General features: G+C 38.6%; 19 protein-coding genes. 13 read left to right on the plus strand and 6 right to left on the minus strand.

The window, feature by feature from the left end; genetic code table 11:
• The first annotated feature begins 123 nt into the window (after positions 1-123).
• Both C9J51_RS07720 and C9J51_RS07725 read left to right on the plus strand, forming a co-directional pair.
• Positions 124-1,314, plus strand: a complete 1,191-nt coding sequence (locus C9J51_RS07720; protein ID WP_045040516.1) for a Bcr/CflA family multidrug efflux MFS transporter — start codon at positions 124-126, stop codon at positions 1,312-1,314.
• A 45-nt stretch (positions 1,315-1,359) separates the two neighbouring features.
• Positions 1,360-2,013: a DUF2913 family protein gene (locus C9J51_RS07725; RefSeq protein WP_107274950.1), complete on the plus strand. Its 654-nt coding sequence runs from the start codon at positions 1,360-1,362 to the stop codon at positions 2,011-2,013.
• 90 nt (positions 2,014-2,103) lie between these two features.
• Here the strand turns inward: C9J51_RS07725 and C9J51_RS07730 are convergent, their stop codons facing one another.
• A complete protein-coding gene (locus C9J51_RS07730; protein WP_107274951.1) occupies positions 2,104-3,267 on the minus strand; it encodes a multidrug effflux MFS transporter in 1,164 nt (387 codons plus the stop codon).
• 190 nt (positions 3,268-3,457) lie between these two features.
• Here C9J51_RS07730 and C9J51_RS07735 point away from each other — a divergent pair, with 190 nt between their 5' ends.
• Entirely contained in the window at positions 3,458-4,237 is a 780-nt protein-coding gene (locus C9J51_RS07735) for an AraC family transcriptional regulator (protein WP_045040514.1), read from the plus strand.
• A gap of 281 nt (positions 4,238-4,518) precedes the next feature.
• Complete coding sequence (locus tag C9J51_RS07740) at positions 4,519-5,685, plus strand: PcfJ domain-containing protein (RefSeq protein WP_045040513.1); 1,167 nt, start codon at positions 4,519-4,521, stop codon at positions 5,683-5,685.
• Positions 5,686-5,776: 91 nt separating this feature from the next.
• Here C9J51_RS07740 and C9J51_RS07745 read toward each other — a convergent pair whose 3' ends face one another.
• The 3 genes from C9J51_RS07745 to C9J51_RS07755 all read right to left on the minus strand — a co-directional run bounded on the left by C9J51_RS07745 (position 5,777) and on the right by C9J51_RS07755 (position 8,436).
• Positions 5,777-6,463 (minus strand): peptidoglycan DD-metalloendopeptidase family protein, encoded by a 687-nt coding sequence (locus tag C9J51_RS07745; RefSeq protein WP_045040526.1) that lies wholly within the window; start codon positions 6,461-6,463, stop codon positions 5,777-5,779.
• Positions 6,464-6,473: 10 nt separating this feature from the next.
• Positions 6,474-7,709 (minus strand): MFS transporter, encoded by a 1,236-nt coding sequence (locus tag C9J51_RS07750; RefSeq protein ID WP_107274952.1) that lies wholly within the window; start codon positions 7,707-7,709, stop codon positions 6,474-6,476.
• Between the two features lie 154 nt (positions 7,710-7,863).
• A complete protein-coding gene (locus C9J51_RS07755; RefSeq protein WP_045037426.1) occupies positions 7,864-8,436 on the minus strand; it encodes a hypothetical protein in 573 nt (190 codons plus the stop codon).
• A 200-nt stretch (positions 8,437-8,636) separates the two neighbouring features.
• Here C9J51_RS07755 and C9J51_RS07760 point away from each other — a divergent pair, with 200 nt between their 5' ends.
• The 5 genes from C9J51_RS07760 (at position 8,637) to C9J51_RS07780 (ending at position 12,750) form a co-directional block, all read left to right on the plus strand.
• Positions 8,637-9,227 (plus strand): TetR/AcrR family transcriptional regulator, encoded by a 591-nt coding sequence (locus tag C9J51_RS07760; RefSeq protein WP_045040512.1) that lies wholly within the window; start codon positions 8,637-8,639, stop codon positions 9,225-9,227.
• A gap of 104 nt (positions 9,228-9,331) precedes the next feature.
• Positions 9,332-10,360, plus strand: a complete 1,029-nt coding sequence (locus C9J51_RS07765; protein WP_045040511.1) for an NADP-dependent oxidoreductase — start codon at positions 9,332-9,334, stop codon at positions 10,358-10,360.
• 15 nt (positions 10,361-10,375) lie between these two features.
• Complete coding sequence (locus C9J51_RS07770) at positions 10,376-10,990, plus strand: glutathione S-transferase family protein (protein ID WP_045040510.1); 615 nt, start codon at positions 10,376-10,378, stop codon at positions 10,988-10,990.
• Between the two features lie 146 nt (positions 10,991-11,136).
• Positions 11,137-11,754 carry an HAD family hydrolase gene (locus C9J51_RS07775; protein WP_045040509.1) on the plus strand — a complete coding sequence of 206 codons (618 nt, stop codon included), beginning with the start codon at positions 11,137-11,139 and terminating at the stop codon, positions 11,752-11,754.
• A gap of 225 nt (positions 11,755-11,979) precedes the next feature.
• The gene (locus tag C9J51_RS07780) at positions 11,980-12,750 is read left to right on the plus strand and encodes a class II glutamine amidotransferase (RefSeq protein WP_107236946.1); all 771 of its coding nucleotides are present in this window, start codon (positions 11,980-11,982) and stop codon (positions 12,748-12,750) included.
• A 135-nt stretch (positions 12,751-12,885) separates the two neighbouring features.
• Here C9J51_RS07780 and C9J51_RS07785 read toward each other — a convergent pair whose 3' ends face one another.
• Entirely contained in the window at positions 12,886-14,355 is a 1,470-nt protein-coding gene (locus C9J51_RS07785) for a C69 family dipeptidase (RefSeq protein ID WP_045037420.1), read from the minus strand.
• Between the two features lie 389 nt (positions 14,356-14,744).
• Between C9J51_RS07785 and C9J51_RS07790 the strand changes: the two genes are divergently transcribed.
• Positions 14,745-16,319 carry a BCCT family transporter gene (locus tag C9J51_RS07790; RefSeq protein ID WP_045037419.1) on the plus strand — a complete coding sequence of 525 codons (1,575 nt, stop codon included), beginning with the start codon at positions 14,745-14,747 and terminating at the stop codon, positions 16,317-16,319.
• A 112-nt stretch (positions 16,320-16,431) separates the two neighbouring features.
• Here the strand turns inward: C9J51_RS07790 and C9J51_RS07795 are convergent, their stop codons facing one another.
• On the minus strand, positions 16,432-17,892 hold the full coding sequence (locus tag C9J51_RS07795) for an SDR family oxidoreductase (protein WP_045040508.1): 1,461 nt from the start codon (positions 17,890-17,892) through the stop codon (positions 16,432-16,434).
• 552 nt (positions 17,893-18,444) lie between these two features.
• Between C9J51_RS07795 and C9J51_RS07800 the strand changes: the two genes are divergently transcribed.
• Genes C9J51_RS07800 through C9J51_RS07810 form a run of 3 tightly spaced genes read left to right on the plus strand, consistent with a single transcriptional unit; the run spans position 18,445 to position 22,665 of the window.
• Positions 18,445-19,116 carry an ABC transporter ATP-binding protein gene (locus C9J51_RS07800; RefSeq protein WP_045040507.1) on the plus strand — a complete coding sequence of 224 codons (672 nt, stop codon included), beginning with the start codon at positions 18,445-18,447 and terminating at the stop codon, positions 19,114-19,116.
• Positions 19,097-21,556, plus strand: coding sequence for an ABC transporter permease (locus C9J51_RS07805; protein ID WP_045040506.1), 2,460 nt, complete (start codon positions 19,097-19,099; stop codon positions 21,554-21,556). The genes C9J51_RS07800 and C9J51_RS07805 overlap by 20 nt, the downstream gene beginning before the upstream one ends.
• Positions 21,556-22,665, plus strand: coding sequence for a lipocalin-like domain-containing protein (locus C9J51_RS07810; RefSeq protein ID WP_045040505.1), 1,110 nt, complete (start codon positions 21,556-21,558; stop codon positions 22,663-22,665). Before C9J51_RS07805 ends, C9J51_RS07810 begins: the two co-directional genes overlap by 1 nt.
• The last annotated feature ends 2 nt before the right edge of the window (positions 22,666-22,667 follow it).

Raw genomic sequence — 22,667 nt, forward strand, 5'->3', positions numbered from 1 at the left:
AGACTTTTTTTATTTCCTATTAGGAAAGAATGATCCGCATTTTTTAGCGTACAATGACGCTATTATCTCGTTAATAGCAATTATATTTGGCCTATCGTTGTTATTTTTATAAAAAGACCTTTTATGACTCAACAAGCCTCATCTAAATTGAGTTTACAGCTCATTCTCATTCTCGGTGCAATTGCCGCTTTAACACCTTTTGCTATTGATATGTATTTGCCGGCAATGCCAAATATTGCCAAAGATTTTTTAGTTTCTTCTGGTGCCGTTCAAGTTACTTTAACCGCGTATACCGCAGGTTTTGCTTTTGGTCAGTTAATTCATGGCCCGTTAGCTGATAGCTATGGTCGCCGTCCGATGCTTATTGCAGGAACGGTGAGCTTTTTAGTGTTAACTATTTTAGGCGCATTAAGTACTAATATTACTGAGTTAACCATTGTGCGTGTGGCGCAAGGTTTTGCGGGTGCGGCGGCGGCGGTTATTATTGGTGCGCTTGTGCGTGATATGTTTGAGCGCGAAGAGTTCTCTCGCACCATGTCGTTTGTGACGTTAGTGATGACCATCGCACCGTTAATAGCCCCTGTTTTGGGTGGTCATCTTTCTGTGTGGTTTGGTTGGCGTGCTGTTTTTTGGGCGTTAGCGATTTTTGCTGTCATCGTTTTAGTGTCTATTTTATTTAAAATTAAAGAAACACTGCCGAAAGAAAAGCGGATCCCATTTCATTTATCATCAATTATTAAAAATTACAAACGGCTGTTATCTAATCCGGTTGCGTTTGGCTTAGTGTGTTGCAGTGGTTTTTCTTTTGCTGGTATGTTTACGTTCTTAACCGCAGGCTCTTTCGTTTATATTGATATTTATGGTGTTAGTGTTGAGAATTTCGGTTATTACTTTTGTTTAAACATTCTGTGCATGATTCTATTTACTAGCATCAACGGTCGTTTTGTGAAGCGCAAAGGTACCCATTGGATGCTACGGTTTGGGTTAGCGATACAATTGACCGCTGGCGTGTTGTTATTTATTGGGCAATGGCTAGGTTTAGGGTTATGGGGCGTTGTTATTCCTGTTGCGTTATTTATCGGTACACTTTCTACTATTGGTAGTAACACCATGGCGTGTTTATTATCAAGTTATCCGCAAATGGCGGGTACTGCATCTTCTTTAGGTGGAACGTTCCGATTTGGTATTGGCTCTATTGTCGGTGGCCTTGTTGCATTAATGCCTGATAGTAATGCATGGCCAATGGCATTGACCATGACATCATGTGCTATATTATCGGCTGGTTTTTATTGGTTCCTTGCACGCACAGCTTAGAGGCTGTGTTGTGGTTTGATATTTTTGGATTGTTTGAAATAAATCATGACCATTTTTTTTAATGAAATTTACAATGTAGTTAGTAGTGGGTTAACCGCTTTACAAGCAGCGCAAGCAACAGGTAAAGCACAGAAGAACCCTGTCAGTGAAAGTATATTTTTAAGTGCTTGGGTAACAAAAGTACTTAAACAACATAGTTTTGATCGCTGTGTAGTGAAAACATTGCAGGAATGGCAGCAACAATCACGAACAATGGGTAAAAATGCACAGCTAAAACTGCATTTTGAACGTTTAGCTGAAACTTACGCTAAAGTGACTGATGAGCAAGGGCAATCAATTGCTATTACATCAGCAGTAATGACAACGTTTTATACCGCGTTAGAGCAGCAAGATTGGCTAGTGACTAATGAATACGAAGTGAATCGTAAAGTGAGTCACCACACAGATGGTAAAGCATCGTTAGTTGTTTGTTCTACGCAATATGCAGCAGCAATCAATGATGAAGGTGAGCTAGTTAAACCGTTATCATTATACATCCGTGGTAATGTGCAACAGTTTATTGATATTGCTTACCAACACAGTATTTTGTTGTTTAAAATCACTGACTATAAATCGAAAGTTAAATTTCATGGGGAATATATTATTTACCCATTAAATACGGGAACTCATTTGCCAGAGCTACCGACTCGAATACTATAAAGTAAATTAATTTTACAACTAAGCCGCATTATTGCGGCTTAGTTGTCTGTGAGATAAACGAAGAAAGAGAGGGTAAATAGCGTTAGGTGGTTATCGTGTTGGTCTTATTGAAACCGTCTTATTAATGTAATGAAAGAGTGTCAGTGTTATCGCAAGGATGGCACAGACGATAAGTGTGATACCAAGATCGCCCACGATTGCCGCTTTATGTAAACCCGCCCCAATGATGAGATAATAAAATAACCCCAGTAATGCGCCAGCAGTGCCTAAATGATCACGGTAGTTATTTAATGCGGTACTTAACAAGTTAGGTAAAGCTAAACCAAATGACAATGATATAAAAATCATCGGTAAGAAAAACCAAATTGAGGTTTGTAATAGATAAACACCAACACTACTTATAAGCAGTATGATAGATGCAGCGGTGATGATAGTTTGTGACATGACGTGTCGACGAAGTAATCGCATATTAAGCATTGCGCCAAGGATTGAGCCTAACGCCAGTACAGCGCTGGTATAGCCGAATAATTTAATGCTGACATGTAACTTTTCAAACATAAAAGGGGCAAGGCTGTAATAGGAAAATAATGCAATATTAAAGATAGCCACCATTAACATGATGTACCAAATATGAAGATCTTTCAGCATTTTGGTGCCAACAGAGAGCAAACTATCTCGTTGGGTTTGAGTCGGTTTTGTTTCGGGTAATTGCAATAAGCTCCAACAGAGTAATCCACTGGTTAGTATTATCATGCCGATAAACACCCATTTATAGCCGCCATTAACGGTTAACCAACTGCCCGTTATCATGCCAATAATAGGGCTGATACCTATGGATGTCCCAATAATAGAAAATACCCGTCCGAGCTCTGCACCTTGATAACAATCACGAAGGATAGTTTGGGTACAGACTGAGCCAACTGCCGCTCCAAAGGCACAACAACCAAAGCCGATCAGAAGCAAGGTAAATGTTGATGCAAATAAAGTGATAATGGCTGAGCTAATAAAAAGGATTAACCCAATAAGCGTTGCATAACGTCGACCAATGATGTCGCACATTCTGCCCCAAAAAACGACCCCAATAGCAAACGCGATAAAGAACACTGACATGCCTTGTGCTGCGGTTGAACCCGTGACGCCAAAATGGGTTTTAATGGAGGTTAGTGCTGGGCTATACATAGTTTCGATGATTTGCGGAAACATTAATAATGTCACTGCTAATGGTATAGAAATTTTATTAATATTGTTATTCATATGATTTTTATACATTCCATGATGTTGTTCTAAAAATAGAAGATAAAATTATTCTTTTTATTAATGCGTAATATAGCTATCGTGAATATACGTATTGTTTCATCATGGTAATTATTATAAGGTGCTCATTTTTGAACTTATATTAATATAAAGACTATATATATTAAATTAAGGACAGGTGGCGTCAGTAATGGCATATATTGAAAATGGTCAACAATTTTGTCCCAATGACTTTGACGGGTTAGTGATCGGTCTAGCGGCGAATATCGGTGATCATAATTCTGGCGAGCATCGGCATGATAAAGATCAACTATTATTCTCGCATCATGGTTGTATGGTGATCACCCTTGAAGACGTTAAGTGTGTTTTACCCCCCATGCGCGCAGCTTGGATCCCAGCGGGTATGTTGCATAATGCGCAGATGACCAATGTTACGCATTACCGTTCGTTGTATTTTGACTCATCATTACAGTCACAACTTAGTCGTGAAATGAAGATTATTGATATTAATCCATTGATGGCGATACTGCTTGAAAGAATGTCGATGTGGTCGTTTGATAAACCTAATAATGAACAATTAAACGCAGTTAACCTATTGATAGAAGAGATTAATTTTGCTACTGAAAGTCATTTAAATCTGCCGTTACCTCGTGATGTTAGATTGGCTAAGTGGCTTGAAGGGATTAACTGTCCCGATTTTATCGCACCGACGTTAGCTGATCTTAGCCTGTTGGTAGGGGCGAGCCAGAAAACCATTACCCGTATTTTTAATAAAGAAACGGCAATGCCATATCAAAGTTGGCGTCAACAATGGCGGTTGTTAGCCGCCATTGAATTATTATCACAACAGCAGCGTATTTCTGATGTTTCATATCGATTAGGTTTTGCGAATGATAGTGCTTTTATTAGTTTCTTTCGTCAAAAAACAGGATTTACGCCCCTTAATTTTATGCTTGAATTCAAATCGTAATTTTTAAACACGTTATATTTTTATAATAACAGCGGTAAAATGGATATTTGTTATAATTGGCTCATTTTTTGCGAAGATTTAACGCCAAATAAACATTTAAATAACCTGTAATATTGTAGAATATATATCTTATGCAAAGCTCTCATCTTGATATTTTTTAAGTTGAATATTCATATTAATAAGTCATGATAGGCTTGGCAATTATAACAATAATGCTGTTAATACTGAGATAGCCATTATTGTTATTATGAGGGAGGAATAACAGATTAATAGGGACATCTATGCCTGTTTGTTGTACTGAACATCAGTCTACTCATATTTCAACACCATTGATCTTATCGTTTGATGAGACATTGACTTTCTTTCCATTTGTACTGGAGTTTTACGATTGGCGAGATGGTTTGATTATGTACCGCGCTTATCGTGATGGACACCGTGAGTTATTAGAAGGTAGTTGTTCATTTTATATCGAACATATTGAATCACTGGCTGGCGGCAAGGCGTGGATTGAAAGCATTCCCGCAGGATTGGTTGATAAAGCCCGTGCTTACGCTGATCTTGGTGTGTATATGCTCAAAATGGCGGCAATGAGTGATAAAGCCCGCCATTTATTAGCCCAGCGACCAATGTTGCTTTATCTAATGTGTGAACGTTATCCATTAGATCATGAACAAGTGTTAGCTTTATGCGAATTAGGTCAACGTAAGATTTTAGCTCATTTAGGCTTAGCATCGTGCCGTTCAGCATTGCGTTTTATTGATCGTATTCAAAGTGACTTTTCTACCCGTTCAGTGGTGATTGTGATCCATCGTTTGCTCGATCCTGAAATGATGACATTTAAACTGTTTCGCCATTATTCAGCGATCACCACCTTAACGTTGCAAGTATATTTACAGTGGCCAACATTAACGGGCACAAAATTAGGCTTTTATTTAATTAAAGCGTCACCGCGAGAACGACTGCGAATTAATCAGATATTATCGGATGTGTTTCAGTTAGGTTATCGTGTGCTTGATGTTGATTCAGTGCGACGTATTCATGCTGTTACATCGTATGATGAATTGAAAAAGTTACATGATCGATGGCTAATTGCTCAAAAAACAGCAAAAGTTATACCAGATCCAAGTTGCGACAAGGAGTATGAGATTCCTTATGATGGCAATAGTAATATTGTACCGATTCGAAATTATCAGCAGCTTGAGCTTGAAGGTATAGAACAAAATCACTATGTCGCTATTTACCATCATCGGATTATTAAAGGTGAGTATTTAGTGTATAAAATGCATATGCCAGAACGCGTCACTATAGGGTTAAAGCGGCATTATTTAGCCAGTGGACGTGCAAGTGAAACGTATACTGTCGATCAAATTCAAGCGCGAAATAATCGTTTACCGTCTTATGAAACCTTAGAAACGGTGTATAGCTGGCTTGATAGCGTTAGAAAATAATGCCGAGATTATTGTCGGTATATTAAGCATAAAATTTAAATCGCATATCATGTATTTATCAATATGCGATTTAAGCTTTAGCCGTTAATTTTTAATTAAGATCAGAGCGTTTCAATATCAAGTTAGGATTGGGGCAGTTACGTAAGTAAAAATCTAACTCAGCGGGATCAACAACGCCAATATAATCGTCAGTGTTGGTTCCCATATTCTCAATGATTTGTAAATGAAGGTGCGGAGCCCAACCACCATTTTCTGCTGTGGTGCCGATAGCCGTAAATTGTTGACCTGCTTGTATATGATCGCCTACGTGCCATTGCGTATGCGCAGCTTGGTGAAGATGACCATATAAAGTAAAAAAGTCTATTCCCTTAAGCTGGTGGCGTAAAATAATAGTGGGGCCATAATCACCTTCATTTTGGTGATTAGCCATACTATGGATTTTACCATCAAGCGGTGCAAATACGGGGGTTAAAGAGGGGACACCCAAATCGATTCCCATATGAACAGTACGATTTTTACTGTCACTAAAATTCGCTTTATCTTGATAAATTAGCCGTTGTTCTGCATAACGCCCAATCACTATTTGTGCGTTCATGGCTGTTGACTGACGGGCTATTTCATCAGCAAAACTGTGATTGGCGCTAACACTTTGCCAAAGCGCACTAGTAGGGGAAAGATCAACAATGAGTCCACGCCCAAATTGAAGTGGCTCTGGGATCACCGCATGAAATTGATGAGCTTGAAGTGCACTGATTAATGGTGTCATGTCTGTTGTCATATTCATCATCTTAATTAGCCACTGTAACGAGCGTTGCTGCCTTTTTAGGGACGATAATCATCGCAATTACATAACCGACGGCGGCAATTGCTGTCGGTAGAATTAAATCAATATTGACAAATACACTGGTTAAATAGCCACTTAATGTCCACGCAAGGCCTACCATTGCACTCGACATTGCCATAACCCAACCTTGATCCGCTTCACTGGCTCTATCTGATAATGCCGTAATGTAAAAAGGAAAGGAGATCGCCACCATAACGGCGGTAAAAATCATTGCGGCAATATGTGTATTGGGTGTAGGCGTTATTGCTAATAAAATCATACCAATCGCAGCAAATAGGGTCGTGATCCGTAATGCTGAGAGTACGTTAATACGCGCTAAAATCAGCCGAGGAAGAAATAATAACGAACAGATCATGACCACACCAATCGCCATCATAAAATATTGGTAGAAGCTGCTTTCTACACTAATGCCCCATTTTTGAGGGAAAATAAACGCGATATTTTGAAAGTATAAACTCCAACTAAACTGGCAAATAAAAACGATCGCTAAACAAGCCAATAAGCCCGGTTGGCTACGTTTTAATGGGGCAACAAAAGAGAGTGGATTTTCATTGTGTAAGGTAATTTGTGGTGGTAACCGAACAAGATTTAGTAGTATTAAACAAAAGATAGCAATAATAAGACAAGCGTAAAATGGTGCTTGAGTGCCATAGGTTGCTGATAATTTACTGCCTAATGCTGGCCCAAATGACATAGCCGCTGTCATTACGATCGCCACCATACTCATTAATGTCGCTTTGGTTTTGCCTCGGCTATTATCAGCAAGAATCGCTTGTGCAATCGGCTGGCTAGCAGAGCCAAGGCTATTGATCATGTTACCTGCAAATAATAATGCAATAGATCCGATCACAATGGCATAGATAGGCATCGCAAAACCAATCGCAGCAATGATCAAACATAAGACCATGGTTACTTTACGGCTAAAGCGGTCAGCAAAACGGGCAATGAGTGGGGTAAAAAACATGGAGATAAAAGGAGCGGCTGACATTACCGTACCAAATAAAGTACGACGTTGTTCGATTGGCATATTTTGTGCGATAGCAAGTGAGTGATCAGTTAAAAATAAACTCACATACGCTGGGATCGTAATAAAAAAGCCCGCAGAGCCAAGGAAGATAATGCAATAGAGCGTAAATAAGGTGGTAGGTTTTAACGCCAAATGGTAGGTTGTCGTTGGCATGTGTCGTGAGATCCTGACTGCGATAATAATCGACTATTTTAATCAGGTATTACGATGAATCAAGTTATTACTGGTTTGGATATTAATAAATTAACAACGCCTTATGAGTAAATACCAATCACAAGGCGTATGTTTAAGCGAGTAACAGCGAGGATCACTGGTTAATAGTAATCTCAGTGTCCAAGTCTTTTAACGCCATTTTTTGAATGTTAATGCCAAACATCATCATGATAAGGCACCAGTTTAAGTAAGGTAATTTACCTGCACGTAAACTGTCGGTGACGTTTTCTGGTTTCCAGTTAAATAATGCCGCGATATTTTCAGTAGTCATTTCTGCAAATAAACCACTGTCGATCAATTTAGCAAACTGATCGCTAGTCGGGCAAACAAACGTATTTTGACTGCCAAATGCAGATGGCTTAAATAAGCGTAATACACGTTTGATTTCTTCAACTTCAATTACTTTACCATTGGTTGCGATGTTTGGTCGGCCAATCAGTGCGGCAATAAAACACCAGCAAGGGTAAGGAATTGAAGAAACATCTAATGGCTCTTTTTTATATTTAGCCGTCCAATTACAGATGTTTTTTTCTTGTAAACCAGTTGCTAATGTAAGTTGTTTGTTATCATAACCATTATCTTTCAATAGGTTAATTGCTTCTGCAACTTCAGAAACTAAAGGCTTACTCCAAGATGCAAAAGGGGTAAAAACATTTTCTCTAATCAAAACGATATTCCAATTGACAGTGTAATACAGGTGTTTTGCTAATTACTGACGATCATACGTGTTCGGCGCTGTATGTCTATTAATATCCGTCGTTATAAATGAGATAGAAACAAGATATTCATTACCAGCAGTAACCGTGCTATTTAAAATAAGAGGCCACAAGACTAGACGACTGGTCTAGTTGAGTTTATAGTTACTGTATGAAAACAAAAACAAACGATACACGTCAGCATATTTTAGATATTGGTTACCAACTTGTGGTGACCAAGGGATTCACAAATGTTGGCCTGTCTGAAATTTTAAAAACAGCAGCGGTACCAAAAGGTTCTTTTTATCATTATTTCAAGTCAAAAGAGCAATTTGGTGAGGCGTTAATTCAACACTATTTTGAGCAGTATTTAGAACACGTTAGCGCTATTTTAGTACAAGGTACTGGAACGGGCTTTGAGCGTGTAACTGATTATTTCTCACGTTGGTTAATCATTGATAATGGCACCTGTAATGCCAATAAATGTGTGGTGGTTAAGCTCAGTGCTGAAGTCTCTGATTTGTCTGAACCGATGCGCGAGGCCTTAAAAAAAGGGGCTTACAGCATTGTGAATTTAATTGCGTCATGCATTGATGATGGTATTAAAGATGGTTCAATTACGGTAACAGACAGTCAATTAACGGCTCAGACATTATATCAATTATGGCTTGGAGCGAGTTTGTTTTATAAACTGAGCCAAGACATCACAGTATTACAACAAGCGTTAGTAACAACGAAAGCTCAGCTACAACCCGTGGTTTAGTGACGGTTACTTATTAATTATCCCATTATTTTATGATGGGATTTTTTAAAACTCTGCGCTAGACGACTGGTCTAATATTTAATAAAAAAGAAAAGGATAGCTCAATGACAAACGTAAACCGCAAAATCGTATTAGCATCTCGCCCTGTTGGTGCTCCAACAGCTGATAATTTTCGTTTAGAACAAACCGCTATTCCAGCGATAGCTGAAGGGGAGATTTTACTGCGTAGTGTGTATTTATCATTAGACCCTTATATGCGTGGTCGTATGAGTGATGCTAAGTCTTATGCTGAGCCTGTTGCTGTCGGTGAGATTATGGTTGGTGGTACGGTATGTCAAATTGAGCAGTCTAATCATGCTGATTTTGCACAAGGTGAGTGGGTGTTATCGTATTCAGGTTGGCAAGATTATGCCGTTTCAAATGGTGACGGCTTAATTAAATTGGGTATGCAGCCAACACATCCATCTTATGCGTTGGGTGTGATGGGAATGCCAGGTTTCACCGCTTACATGGGTTTGCTTGATATTGGTAAACCTAAGCTGGGTGACACAATTGTTGTAGCAGCAGCAACTGGCGCTGTGGGCTCAATGGTGGGTCAAATTGGTAAAATTAAAGGTTGTCGCGTTGTGGGTGTTGCTGGTGGTGAAGAAAAATGTCGCTATGCCAAAGACGTGCTAGGTTTTGATGATTGCATTGATCACAAAGCTGATGATTTTGCGGCACAACTAGCAGCTGCTTGTGATAACGGCATTGATATTTATTATGAAAATGTCGGTGGTAAAGTCTTTGATGCAGTATTACCACTACTTAATACGGGCGCTCGAATTCCACTATGTGGTTTGATTTCTCAATATAATGCCACTGAATTACCCCAAGGGCCTGATCGCATGTCGATGTTAATGGGCACGCTATTAGTTAAGCGTATTAAGATGCAAGGCTTTATTATCTTTGATGACTATGCTGATCGTTATGATGAATTCGCAACAGAGATGAGCCAGTGGTTAGCGGAAGGTAAAATCCATTATCGTGAAGATTTAGTGCAAGGGTTAGAAAATGCACCTCAAGCGTTTATTGGCTTATTAGACGGTAAGAACTTTGGCAAACTTGTTATTCAAACCAATCAAGCTCAATAATACGGCAGGTATATAATGATCACACTACATCACTTAAATAAATCACGTTCAAAACGCATTATTTGGTTATTAGAAGAGCTCGGCTTAGCGTATGAGGTTAAGCCTTATTTACGTGACGCTGTTACTTTTTTAGCGCCGCCAGAATTGAAAAATATTCACCCACTTGGAAAATCGCCAGTTATTGAAGACAATGGGGCGGTGATTGCTGAATCTGGCGCTATTACTGAATATTTAATTCAGACCTATAACCCTAATTTAGCACCTAAAGCAGGAACGCCAGCTTATATTGAATATTTACAATGGCTTCATTTCGCTGAAAGTTCGGCTATTTTACCGTTATTATTAAAGATGTTTGTTGCTAAAGATGGCGCGAAAACTAATTTCTTAGAAGGCTATGCGGACGTTGAAGCTGAAAAGGTTATTGGTTATTTTGAGCAGAACCTTGAAGGCAAAACCTATTTAGTTGAAGAGCGACTTACTGGTGCTGATATCATGATGTCGTTTATTGCTGAAATACTGCAAAATAACGGCATGATCGTTAATTATCCGAATATTCAATGTTATCAAGCTCAATTAGCAACGCATGATAAGTTTATTAAAGCGGATCAGATTGAGCAGCAATTAGGTTAATCGTTATTATGGTTTATTAAAGGTCACTTTCGAGTGACCTTTTTTATTTTTATGGTTACCAAGAACTGTGATTATAATTGTTTATTCTTTAATAAATATTGATAAGATAATGAGTAATAATGACTTATTTATAATATGGAAATATGATGAATCAACCCAAGATTAAAAATGTTATCTTTGATATCGGTAATGTTTTAGTGAGGTGGTCACCACTGGAAATAGTAAAACTTACTTTTGGTGAGCAAGTAGACACGACCGAGTATGCGAAACGTATTTTTTTCTCCGATTTGTGGCAACAATTAAATAAGGGTGAGCTAACAGAATCACAAGCTAAATTGGCATATCAGCAACAGTTAGCATTTTCATTTCAGCAAGTTGAAGCTCTATTTTATTATATTAAAGAAACTCAGATTCAAATATATGGTATGCAAGCGTTATTAAAAACAGTGAAAGATACTGGATATAATGTCTATGCATTAACAGATAATGTTATTGAAATTGTTGAAACTTTACAGCAGAGATATAATTTTTGGCCGTTATTTGATGGTGCCATTATTTCGGCTGAGGTGGGTTGTTTAAAGCCTAATCCAGATATTTATCATTGTTTACTTGCTCGTTATCAACTTACGGCTAATGAGAGTGTATTTATCGATGATGTTTTAAAAAATATTGAAGGTGCACAACACGTTGGTTTGTATGGGATCCATTTTGAAAATGTAGATCAATGCCGTTTAGCGCTTAATGAACTTGGAGTGATGGTATAACATTCTGGTGATAAAAATAGCTATCAGCGACTTGTAAACAATGCCCATAACGCAGATATATAATGTTTAGGTTATAAATCAGTGAGTGCGTTATTTTGTTTTATTATAATGAATATATGTATTGAAATAAGTGGGTTGTGATAAACGAAGCATAGTGATTAGTAGTCGTACATGGTAAATTAAGAAACTCATTTAGTCTGTGTTGTTTTGAGTAAGGAATACATTATGTCCCGATGGTTAGCCTATCATGGTGACAGTATCTATTTGGATGAATTAATTTATCAACCTGAACATTCATTAATTCAGCAAAGTGTCGAATCGAATAAAAAACGCATTATTCGTGCAAATGGCGATGGCTTTGGTTTAGGTTGGTATTCTCATCGTGCATTACCTGGCTATTATCATGATATTTTACCTGCATGGGGTGATGAGAATTTACGTTCGCTAGCACACCATATTAGTTCACATCGTTTTATGGCACATATTCGCCAGTCAACAGGCTCTCAAGTTTCACGTGTCAATTGTCATCCGTTTGTACTTGATAATTGGATGTTTTTGCATAATGGTCAAATTAGTGGTTTTGATCAGGTAAAATTCACGTTAGTACGTCAATTAACTGAAGAATTATTCTTAAAGCGGGTTGGAACAACCGATAGTGAATTAATCTTTTTAATGATGATTAAAAATGGTTTAAGAATTGATCCCATTGCGGCGATTAATCAGACGTTATATGAAATTGAACAAGCAATGGAAGATAAGTCGATAACAGGGCCATTAAAAACGTCGCTTTGTATCTCTGATGGTGAGCAATTTTGGGTGGTGCGTTATAGCTCTGATCATCAACCACCCCCTGTTTTTATTCAGTGCTCAACAAATAAAACGATTCTTGCTTCTGAACCATTAGATCATTCTGATTCATGGCAAAAAATCCCTCGCCAAACCATTACACATATTGTGAATCATCATTGTACGCAGTACGACTTAATTATTGATTAACCTGTGGTGTGTAATATTGAAAAGGCAGTCTTTAATAGGCTGCCTTTTTAATATCTGCGATAATTATAACCCGCGATGTTTGCTGTTCTATTCTATTTTCTGTTTTTCGCGATTATAAATAATCAATAGCGTTAATTAAGCACCTTTGAATGGGTAAGTTGCATTGGTGTCTGATGTCATTTTGGTAATAATTCTATTTTGGAGATTACTTGCTGTTGCCATTGCTTGATGAGTAACAGTTAATTCAAAATTGTTTAATAGCGTTTGTGCTTTTTGAGGATCAGTTTTATAGATTGCTAAATAATCTTTTTGCGTTTGTGCCATGAGTGCGGTTTGTTTCTTTTCAAATTCGGCATAAGCTTTTTTTACCATTGGTGCAAACTGATTATAGTCAGTCATCGCAAGGGTTTGTACTTTACGTAGCTGCCAATAGGCTGATGTATTATCAGCTATGGTGCCGACGCCTGTTTTATAAATAGCCGGAATTTTCGCACCTTGATAAAACGCGATGTAAGGGGTGAGATCTGTCATTCCCCAACCGATGTAAGCGATTTCTCCAATAGCTTGAGGTAATGTTGGCTTAATTTGCAGAATATGAGATTGATAGGTTCTAAAGACAGAGATTGGACGATAAGTTTCTTTAGGGTTGACGTTAGCATAAGGGTCGTGTGAAGAACCTTGATAATGATTCCGCAATCCTTGTTTTACATCATTAACCGATAATTTATGAGTTGGAACTGCAAAGACGGGGAAAGCTAATGGATTGGTTAAGGTTGTTTTAATGCCATGGCTGTACATGTGTTGTAAGGTATAAACGCGTGGATAATTATAAAGACGATCGTTGCTGTTATCGACGGAATAGGCGTTATGGAAATTAAACTCACCGTCTTGTTTTGGTTTGTATACACCTTGAGCAATAGCAAAACTGATCAGTGTTGGGCTTGAAAGATATTTATCAGTATTGTTAGCATCAAAATGTTGTAATCGCCCTTGATTGGCAGAAACAAAATAATCGTTATTATCGAGTTTGGTTGCCATCCATTGATGACCACTGCCTGTTTCTAAATACCATATCCCTGTTTTATCAACAAAAGCCACTCCAAATCCTTCTGCTGCTCCTTTTTTTTCAATAATGTTACCTAAGAGTTGAACACCTTCCTTGGCTGAGTGCACCCGCGGTAAAATAACATTAACAATCGAATCTTCATTAATGCCTGTTTGTTCATTATAAGGATCAACCGCAAGTATCACGGGATTATTATAGATAGATTCAGTGGCGGACATTCCAATACCAAGTTCATTAAAGCCCGCTGAACCAAAAGAAGTGTCATGTGTTTTTGCTTTGGAGAAGCTGTTATACGCCAGACTGATTGCAGGTAAAGGGTAAGTAAACGCATTGCTGTTAGATTTGAATGTGCCTTGGGTATTTGTTTGGTGGGGATGATTAAACCAATGTGGGTTAACTAACGGGCTATGATCTGCATTTCTCGCAATAATATAACTGCCATCGGTTGTGGCTTGATTACCGACTAAAATAGTGGTGCAGGCTAAAACAGATGGCGAAAGTGTTATTGCCATAGTGGCGTAAATTAATGTCGACTTCATGATGTACCTCTACATTACCGTTAAAAATCAGCAACTACTATAGGGCATAGAAAGAGGGGAATTTGCGCAAAATATCACACTCATTAAAATGACTGAAACAGTAAATTGGTAACTAAGTTTGCATTGGTTAATCGTGAAATTGTTTGTTCAGTAACTATTTTTTGATGTTCTTTAATTAAAGATTAATGAGTATATTTAATGGTTATGATTATTTTTATTTCTCGATGTGTTGTTTTGTATGACAAATTATAAGTTTTTGTTTTCAAATTACAATCCAATAAAATAGTAGGTTTAATTTCTTTTTCGTTGAAAATCATAGGGAAATTTAACTGGTGTTACAGTTTGGATGCTGATAGTGTGTCTTCCCTCACACACAGCGTGAGACATTTATGCGACGCAATACAAGTCAAATTAGTAACAATGTAATACCAAATATGGTTATGGAACTGAAAGGTTTAGACAATAAACTCGTTCCAGCTCTAACGATTGGGTTTATCACCTTATTCGTTCTTTCTGCTTTAATTGATATGCCCACTTTTACTTCAATGATTCAAACATCATTTAGTTCAGCTGCTCAAATGTTTGGTTCAAGTTGGCAGTGGTTGATGCTTGTTAACTTTTTCCTAGCATTAGTTGTAGCGATTAGTCCATTAGGTAAAAAAGTGATGGGCAGTGTTGCTAAACCAACCATTGGTACTTTCCGTTGGCTAGCAATGATCATGTGTACACTTCTTGCTGGTGGCGGCGTTTTTTGGTCAGCGGCTGAACCTATTTATCATTTCATGACACCATCCCCCTCATTTCCTGGTGTAGAAGGCGGTACGCTTGCAGCTGTAACACCAGCATTAGATCAAGCGTTTTTACATTGGGGCTTTCTTGCTTGGGCTGTACTCGGTACGCTTTCAACGATTGTTTTAATGTATGCTCATCATGAGCATGGGATTAAACTTCGTCCTCGCGCTTTATTATTTCCACTTTTTGGTCATCGCTTAGAAAATCATTGGCTAGGTAGTGTCATTGATGCATGTTCAATTATTGCTGTAGCGGCTGGTACTATTGGACCGATTGGATTTTTAGCGTCTCAGTTAGGTTATAGCCTTGAGTTATTAACTGGCTTAGAAAACAATACTCAATCTCAACTTATTATATTAGCGGTTGTTGTGGCTATTTATTCAGCTTCAGCGGCATCTGGAATGGATAAAGGCTTACAGTGGTTATCACGCCTTAATGTTATCGGTGCATTCGTGCTGTTAGCTGCAATGTTAATCTTAGGTCCAACAACGTTCTTATTAAAAGAATTTGGATCTGCATTTGGCAGTTATCTACAGAATATGGGCACAATGAGTTTGACGACCGCGAAGCCTGAATGGAATTTATGGTGGACATGGTTCTTCTGGGGCTGGTTTATTGGTTTTGCACCGATGATGGCTATCTTTATTGCTCGTATTTCAGAAGGCCGTAGCATTCGTAGTTTAATCTTATGTGTTGCCGTTGGCGCACCCATTGCGACTAACTTTTGGTTTGCAGTGCTTGGTGGTACAGGTATTTCATTGGAACTGAATAACCCAGGTATGATTTCAGGGCCATTAAGTGATGGTGGTTTACCTTCAGTATTATTAGCGACATTGTCTAATTTACCGATGAGTTATATTTTATTACCTGCGTTTTTAGTGTTAACCACAACCTTTGTCGTCACAACTGGTGACTCAATGGCATACTCGATTGCGATGGTCGTTTCGGGTGATAATGAACCTAGTAGTAAGCACCGCTTATTCTGGGCGATTACCATGGGTGTAGTAGCTGCGGTTTTATTACTTGCTGGTGATGGTGGTTTAAATGCACTGCAATCCTTTATTGTTATTACTGCGGTGCCTGTTTCATTGCTGATTGGATTAACACTATTAAGTGGTCCTGTTGCGGCATGGAAGATGACATGTGCATCTAAAGTAGCCAAGGCGGCTTAATGTGTGTGATGTGATTTTTACATTCAGTTAGTAATACAAAAAACCGAAAGTGTTATGCTTTCGGTTTTTTTTATGTTTTTATGTTTTTATTTTGATAATTAGATAAGCCGTATTATTTTGTTTCGATATTGCCTTGTTGTATTTTTGCTTTACAACGTTTAACTAAAGCATGGGTCATGCCACGGAAAATAAATAAATGCGCTGGCATCATCGCGAACCAATACAGTAATCCCATAAAGCCTTTAGGGTGCCACCATGCACGAATGTCGATAGTACGATGATCACCACAATCTTCAATAGTAAATTCTAATCGGCCTAAACCCGGCGCTTTCATACCAAATAACAACGATAGGAAATGATTTTTTTCAAGGCTGATCACTTTCCACGAATCAATGTGATCGCCCAATTGTAATCGTTGAGGATCACGTCGATAACGCTTGAGGGCATTACCGCCAATCATGGCATCCATCCATTCTCGTATTCGCCATAATCCATTGGCATAAAAGTAGCCTTCTTCACCACCAACCAGTTGTACTTGGCGCCATAAGTCTTCACAACTGGCATCTGTTTTAAGCGTGTAACCGGCTTGTTTTGGAAAGTAGCCATAACCTGTCTGCCAGCGTAATAGTGCATCTGGATCAAATCCCCAAATCTCACTGTTAACAACGTCAGTATTCATCGCAAGGGCTTCTTGAATCGCTTCTTCATAACTTATTAAATGCTGAGGTATTCGACGTTGAAGTTCACTGCCATCAGCAAGAAGATCACAACTTAAACCGCCAATGAGCGCGCGAGCAATATTGGTTGGAACCGACGTAATAAAACGGAGCCAATACGTGGCCATTTTAGGGCTTAACCATTTTAATGGAATAACACGAATAGTTTTGCCATGGACTTTACTTAATCGAACCATTTGATCTTTATAGGTCATTTGCTCGGGACCTGCGACATCTAAAATGAGGTTATGATCTGGTGGACATTCGATAAGCTCTGTTAGGTAGTAAAGTAGGTTACGTAGTGCAATGGGTGAATTATGCGAGGTAACCCAACTTGGGGTTAACATTATAGGCAGGTGATAAACAAAGTCTTGCATGACTTCAAATGCCGCAGAACCAGGCCCGATAATGATACCTGCGCGTAATTCAGTAATGCACTTTCCGCTGTCACGAAGAATATTCCCTGTTTCTTTGCGTGCCATTAAATGCTTTGATGAGCTAGTTTGAGATTGTAAAGCGCCAAGATAAACAACATGCTTAACAGCACTTAAACCTAGATAATGGCTAAACTGCCTTGCACAATCGAGTTCAAACTCAATAAAGTCATGTCCATGGTTCATACCGTGAACGAGAAAATAAACGGTATCGATATTTATAAATAAGTCAGTTAAATCTTGTTCAAGTTCTAAATCTAATTCAACTAATTCTAAATTATCAATATTTCCCCAACCACGCTTTTCTAATAGCTTGAGGTTCCGTCCTGTTGCTGTTACGTGATGGCCTAAGTTTAGTAAGTTAGGCACGAGGTGGCTGCCAATGTAACCAGAGGCGCCGACGACAAGAATATTTCTGCTCATTAAATAACCACTCTAAATTCCGTGTTGCGATATAAAGATGCAAAAAATTCCGTTCTTAAATTTTTTAGTATCGCCTTTAAAGATAATGGCTATTTATTGATTAAAAGCAATAATAAACTACAAAAGATGATAGTTTTTGCAGGTTAATATGATTATTATCACCACGTTTATTATGGGTTTTCATGCATATGCTGAAGATGATTCCATAATAATAAATGCAGATATACTTTATTTAAATCAAATTAAAGCATAAACCGTGAATATAGTTGTTGGTTAAATTATATATGTGATTTTATCTCATAGTTATTAAATTCAAATTAAAGATATAAAAATTGTTTCTTAATAGTGGCTTATTATGCCTAGTTGGTAGCTGTTTGTTGTTAAAGAGGAATGTTTTAATAAGATAAGTATGATAAAGGGAAATACTTATATGGCTAAGCTGTTATATGAAGAATAAAATGGGTAATATTGAATAATTATTTATTTTAATTAGCTGGTGATTAAAATAAATAGTGATTAACTTGTCATGTAAGCAAACGTTGGTGATTGAACATGTTACGACTATCTGAACTCTGCAAAGGGTATCTAGACGGTACCGAGTTTCATTCTGTGCTTCAGGGCGCTAATTTATCTTTAAATTCCGGAGAACAATTGGCTCTGATGGGAGAAAGTGGCTCAGGGAAAAGTACATTATTGAATTTAATTGCGGGGCTTGATAAACCTGAGTCCGGTCAAATATGGCTAGGGGATACGGCGATACATGCGATTTCTGAACGTGAGCGAACGGCTTATCGTCGTGAGAATATTGGTCTTGTTTTCCAACAATATAACTTATTACCGACTTTAACCGTGGCTGATAATATCCGTTTTTGTCGCCAGTTAAAGGGATTGCCAGATGATGAAAAATTATGGTTAAAGTTGGTTTCTGCATTGGATCTGATGTCATTATTATCGCGTTATCCTGAAGAAATTTCAGGTGGTCAACAGCAGCGTGCCGCTATTGCGCGTGCTATTTACATGGAGCCAACATTGTTATTGGCTGATGAACCTACTGGTAGTTTAGATGAACGTAATGCTGATGCTGTGATTCGATTACTTATCTCTTTAACTAAACACCTTAATTGCACCTTATTAGTTGTAACTCATAGTGAGAAAGTGGCTGCACATATGCAAGGCCGTATTCGTTTACAGGGAGGTCAGTTACATGTTACGCCCCGTAGCTAGTGCGCTTTGGGGGCATTATCGCCGTCATCCATTACAAATTGTTTTAGTGTGGCTTGGATTAACATTAGGCATTGCACTATTGGTTGGTGTAATGGGTGTTAACCAACAAGCGAAAGAAAGTTATCGTAAAGGTGAGCAACTTTTTTCTAATCCGTTTCCTTATCGTATTCGCCATGTTCAAATTGGTATGAATGTCCCGCAAGGTTTTTACATTCAAATGCGTAGAGCAGGGCTTAAAACCTGTGCGCCATTAGTTGAGCATCGTATTGTTACCGAAAAGCAACGAGACTTTCAATTATTGGGTATCGATCCTGTTGCGATTCTTGGCGCTGTAAAAAATAGCATCGCTGATGGAAATAAAATTAAATTATTACAACTCATGCGACCACCATATCCGATTATGTTAGGTGAGCAATTAGCTAATTATATTGGTCTTAAAAGTGGAGATATGCTGACGCTTAATTCGGGACGTAAAATTGGCCCGATGGAAGTGGTTAATGACAGTCGAATGAATGACTCTCGTATGATTGCAGATATTGCGTTGTTGCGTGAATTACAACCTAGTTCAGGCTTCAGTGCGGTTGTTTGTGGTGAAATGAGCAGTAAACAGTTGATGAAATTGACGCATATTTTACCCCCAGGGTTAACGCTTGAACGTCAACAAAATGCCAAATTAGAACCGTTAACCAATGCGTTTCATTTGAATTTATTTGCAATGGGCATGTTGGCCTTTGTGGTTGGGTTGTTTATTTTTTATCAAGCGATGTCGCTATCTTTAGCCCAACGCCAACCGTTAGTGGGTATATTGCGTCAATTAGGGGTCAACGGAACACAACTGGCCGGCGCACTCATTGGCGAACTGTGTTTATGGGTCTTATTAGGACTTGTGGGCGGTAATCTTATTGGATTGTTATTAGTACAACAATTGTTGCCATCTGTTGCTGCATCATTGAATGATTTATATAACGCCAATGTTGGTTTACAAGTACATTGGAATTGGCAGTGGGGAGCGGCAAGTTTAGCGATTGCAATTTTTGGTTGTGCATTTGCTTGTACATGGCCATTGGTACGGTTAATTAAATCACCACCAGCACGGTTAGCGACCCATTTATCGTTAGTGCGTTTTAGTGGTAAAGAATTTGCGTGGCAAGCCTTATTTTCTTGCATCTTTATTGTGGGAGCCGTTGTTGTTTATAAGCTAGCTCACGGGCAGTTGACGGGGTTTGTGTTAATTGCCTTTATTTTGATAGCTTCTGGCTTAATGATGCCTTATTTGTTGTGGTTACTGTTTCATTTTTTAGGCAATATTAGCCGCAAAGCCCGTATGCGATGGTTTTTCTTTGATGCCGCAGCCAGTCTCAGTTATCGCGGTATTGCTGCGATGGCATTTATGTTGGCGCTGGCTTCTAATATTGGTATGGAAACGATGGTGGGTAGTTTTCGAAATACGACTGAAAACTGGCTTGAGCAACGGTTAGCCGCTGATATTTATATTCGACCATCGATGAATATGGCCCCACGGATTTCAAAATGGCTTCAACAACAACCTGAAGTTGAGCAAGTGTGGTGGAGTAGACATAAGGCTACCCGATCTCATAATGGTACGATTCAGATCATGAGTATTGGTCAAACCGTCGGTGAACAACAAGCATTGTCAGTGAAGGTTGGGCTTAATAATTATTGGCAGCAATTACATCATGATCGTGCGGTGATGGTCAGTGAATCGATGGCGTTGAAACATCAGTGGTTACTGGGTGATATTATTGATCTTCCTGCACCAATGAATAATAAATGGCGCATTGTTGGTATTTATTATGATTACGGCAATCCTTACGGACAAGTCTTAATCTCCCAACAAAAATGGCAACGTTTTTGGCCGCATTCTGGACAAGTAGGGTTAGCCATTCATTTGAAAAAGGGTGCAAAATCAGAATTATTATTAGCGAAATTAGGGGAGCGATTCCGGCTGCAACCTGAACGAATACGTAATAATGCGGCACTGATGAAACAAGCGATGACGGTGTTTGATCGTACTTTTGTTGTGACTTCAACCTTAGGTAATTTAACGTTATTTATTGCGATTTGTGGTTTGTTTTTTGCAACTGTTGCGGGTGAAATGTCACGCCAACGGCAATTTTCATTATTACGTTGTATGGGAATGACCGGGGTTGAATTATCGTTACTCGGTGGTGGGCAATTATTGGTTATTGGTTTAATGACAGCATTAATTGCATTGCCATTAGGATTACTTTTAGCGCAATTATTAATTGATGTTGTGTTGAAATATTCTTTTGGTTGGACAATGCAAGTTCAATACTTTCCTTACGATTATTTTATGACGTTAGGCACTGCTTTATTAGCACTGCTCGTTGCTGGAGCGTGGCCTGTATGGCGTTTGGTTCATCGATCTGCAATTTTATCTTTACGAGAGTCATTTTAATGAGAGTTTTAATTATGCAATCTCGTTGGTATTTGCGTTATTTAACTATAATGTTATTTGGGACGATGGTATTGAGTGGTTGTGATCAGCAACCTGTTCGCAGTAATTCGGTGAAAATATTAACGCAATCTCAAAATTTCGTGTTTGAACCCGTTGTTAAAGGTGAGGAAATAACCTTTCCTAAAGATCATGGCGAACATCCTGAATATCTTGCAGAGTGGTGGTATTTAACGGCTAACCTTAAAACAGAAACGGGCAAAGAAATTGCGGTGCAATGGACGATATTTCGCATGGCGACTAATGATGAAGATTTGAGTGGTTGGAAAACACCTCAGATGTACATGGCGCATGCGGTAATAACAACGAAAGAGAAAGTTTGGGCGGCGGAAAGATTTGCTCGTGGTGGGATAGGTCAAGCAGGGGTAAGTCTTAATCCTTTTCATGCATGGTTAGATAATTGGTCATGGGATGCAGCGACCAGTGATCCTTTTCCTGGGCGGCTTGAGTTTTCAGATGATCACATGTCTGCGCGATTAAACATCAAGCAAAAAGGGGCCATTGTTTTACAAGGTGATAAAGGATATAGCAAAAAACATCCATTACTGAGTATTGCTTCTTATTATTACAGCGTTCCATTTTTAGATCTTGATGGGATCATTACATTGGATGGGAAATCATATAAAGTCAGTGGTCGTGGCTGGTTTGATCGTGAGTGGAGCAGTAGTATGCTCAGTGCTAAACAGCAAGGTTGGGATTGGTTCGCGATTCACCTTGATGATGGCAGCGCTTTGTGGGTATCACAATTGCGCGAAGATGGTCAAAGACCCTATTTTATTGGTTCACGTTCATGGCCTGATGGTCGAGTGGTTAAATTAGATAATAATCAAATACGAATGAAACCTATGCACTTTTATAAAGTGAGTGGAATTTCATTTCCATTAAATTGGTTAATTGAAGTGCCATCACAAGGGTTAAAACTCCAAACAAGTGTTGTACGCCAAGACCAGTGGTTACGTTTTATGTTTCCCTATTGGGAAGGCCCGATTAATGTGACAGGGTCACATAGTGGAAAAGGGTTTATGGAACTTACTGGTTATGAAGATAAATAAGG

It is taken from the genome of Photobacterium iliopiscarium (genome assembly GCF_003026395.1).
GTDB classification, from domain to species: Bacteria; Pseudomonadota; Gammaproteobacteria; order Enterobacterales; family Vibrionaceae; genus Photobacterium; species Photobacterium iliopiscarium.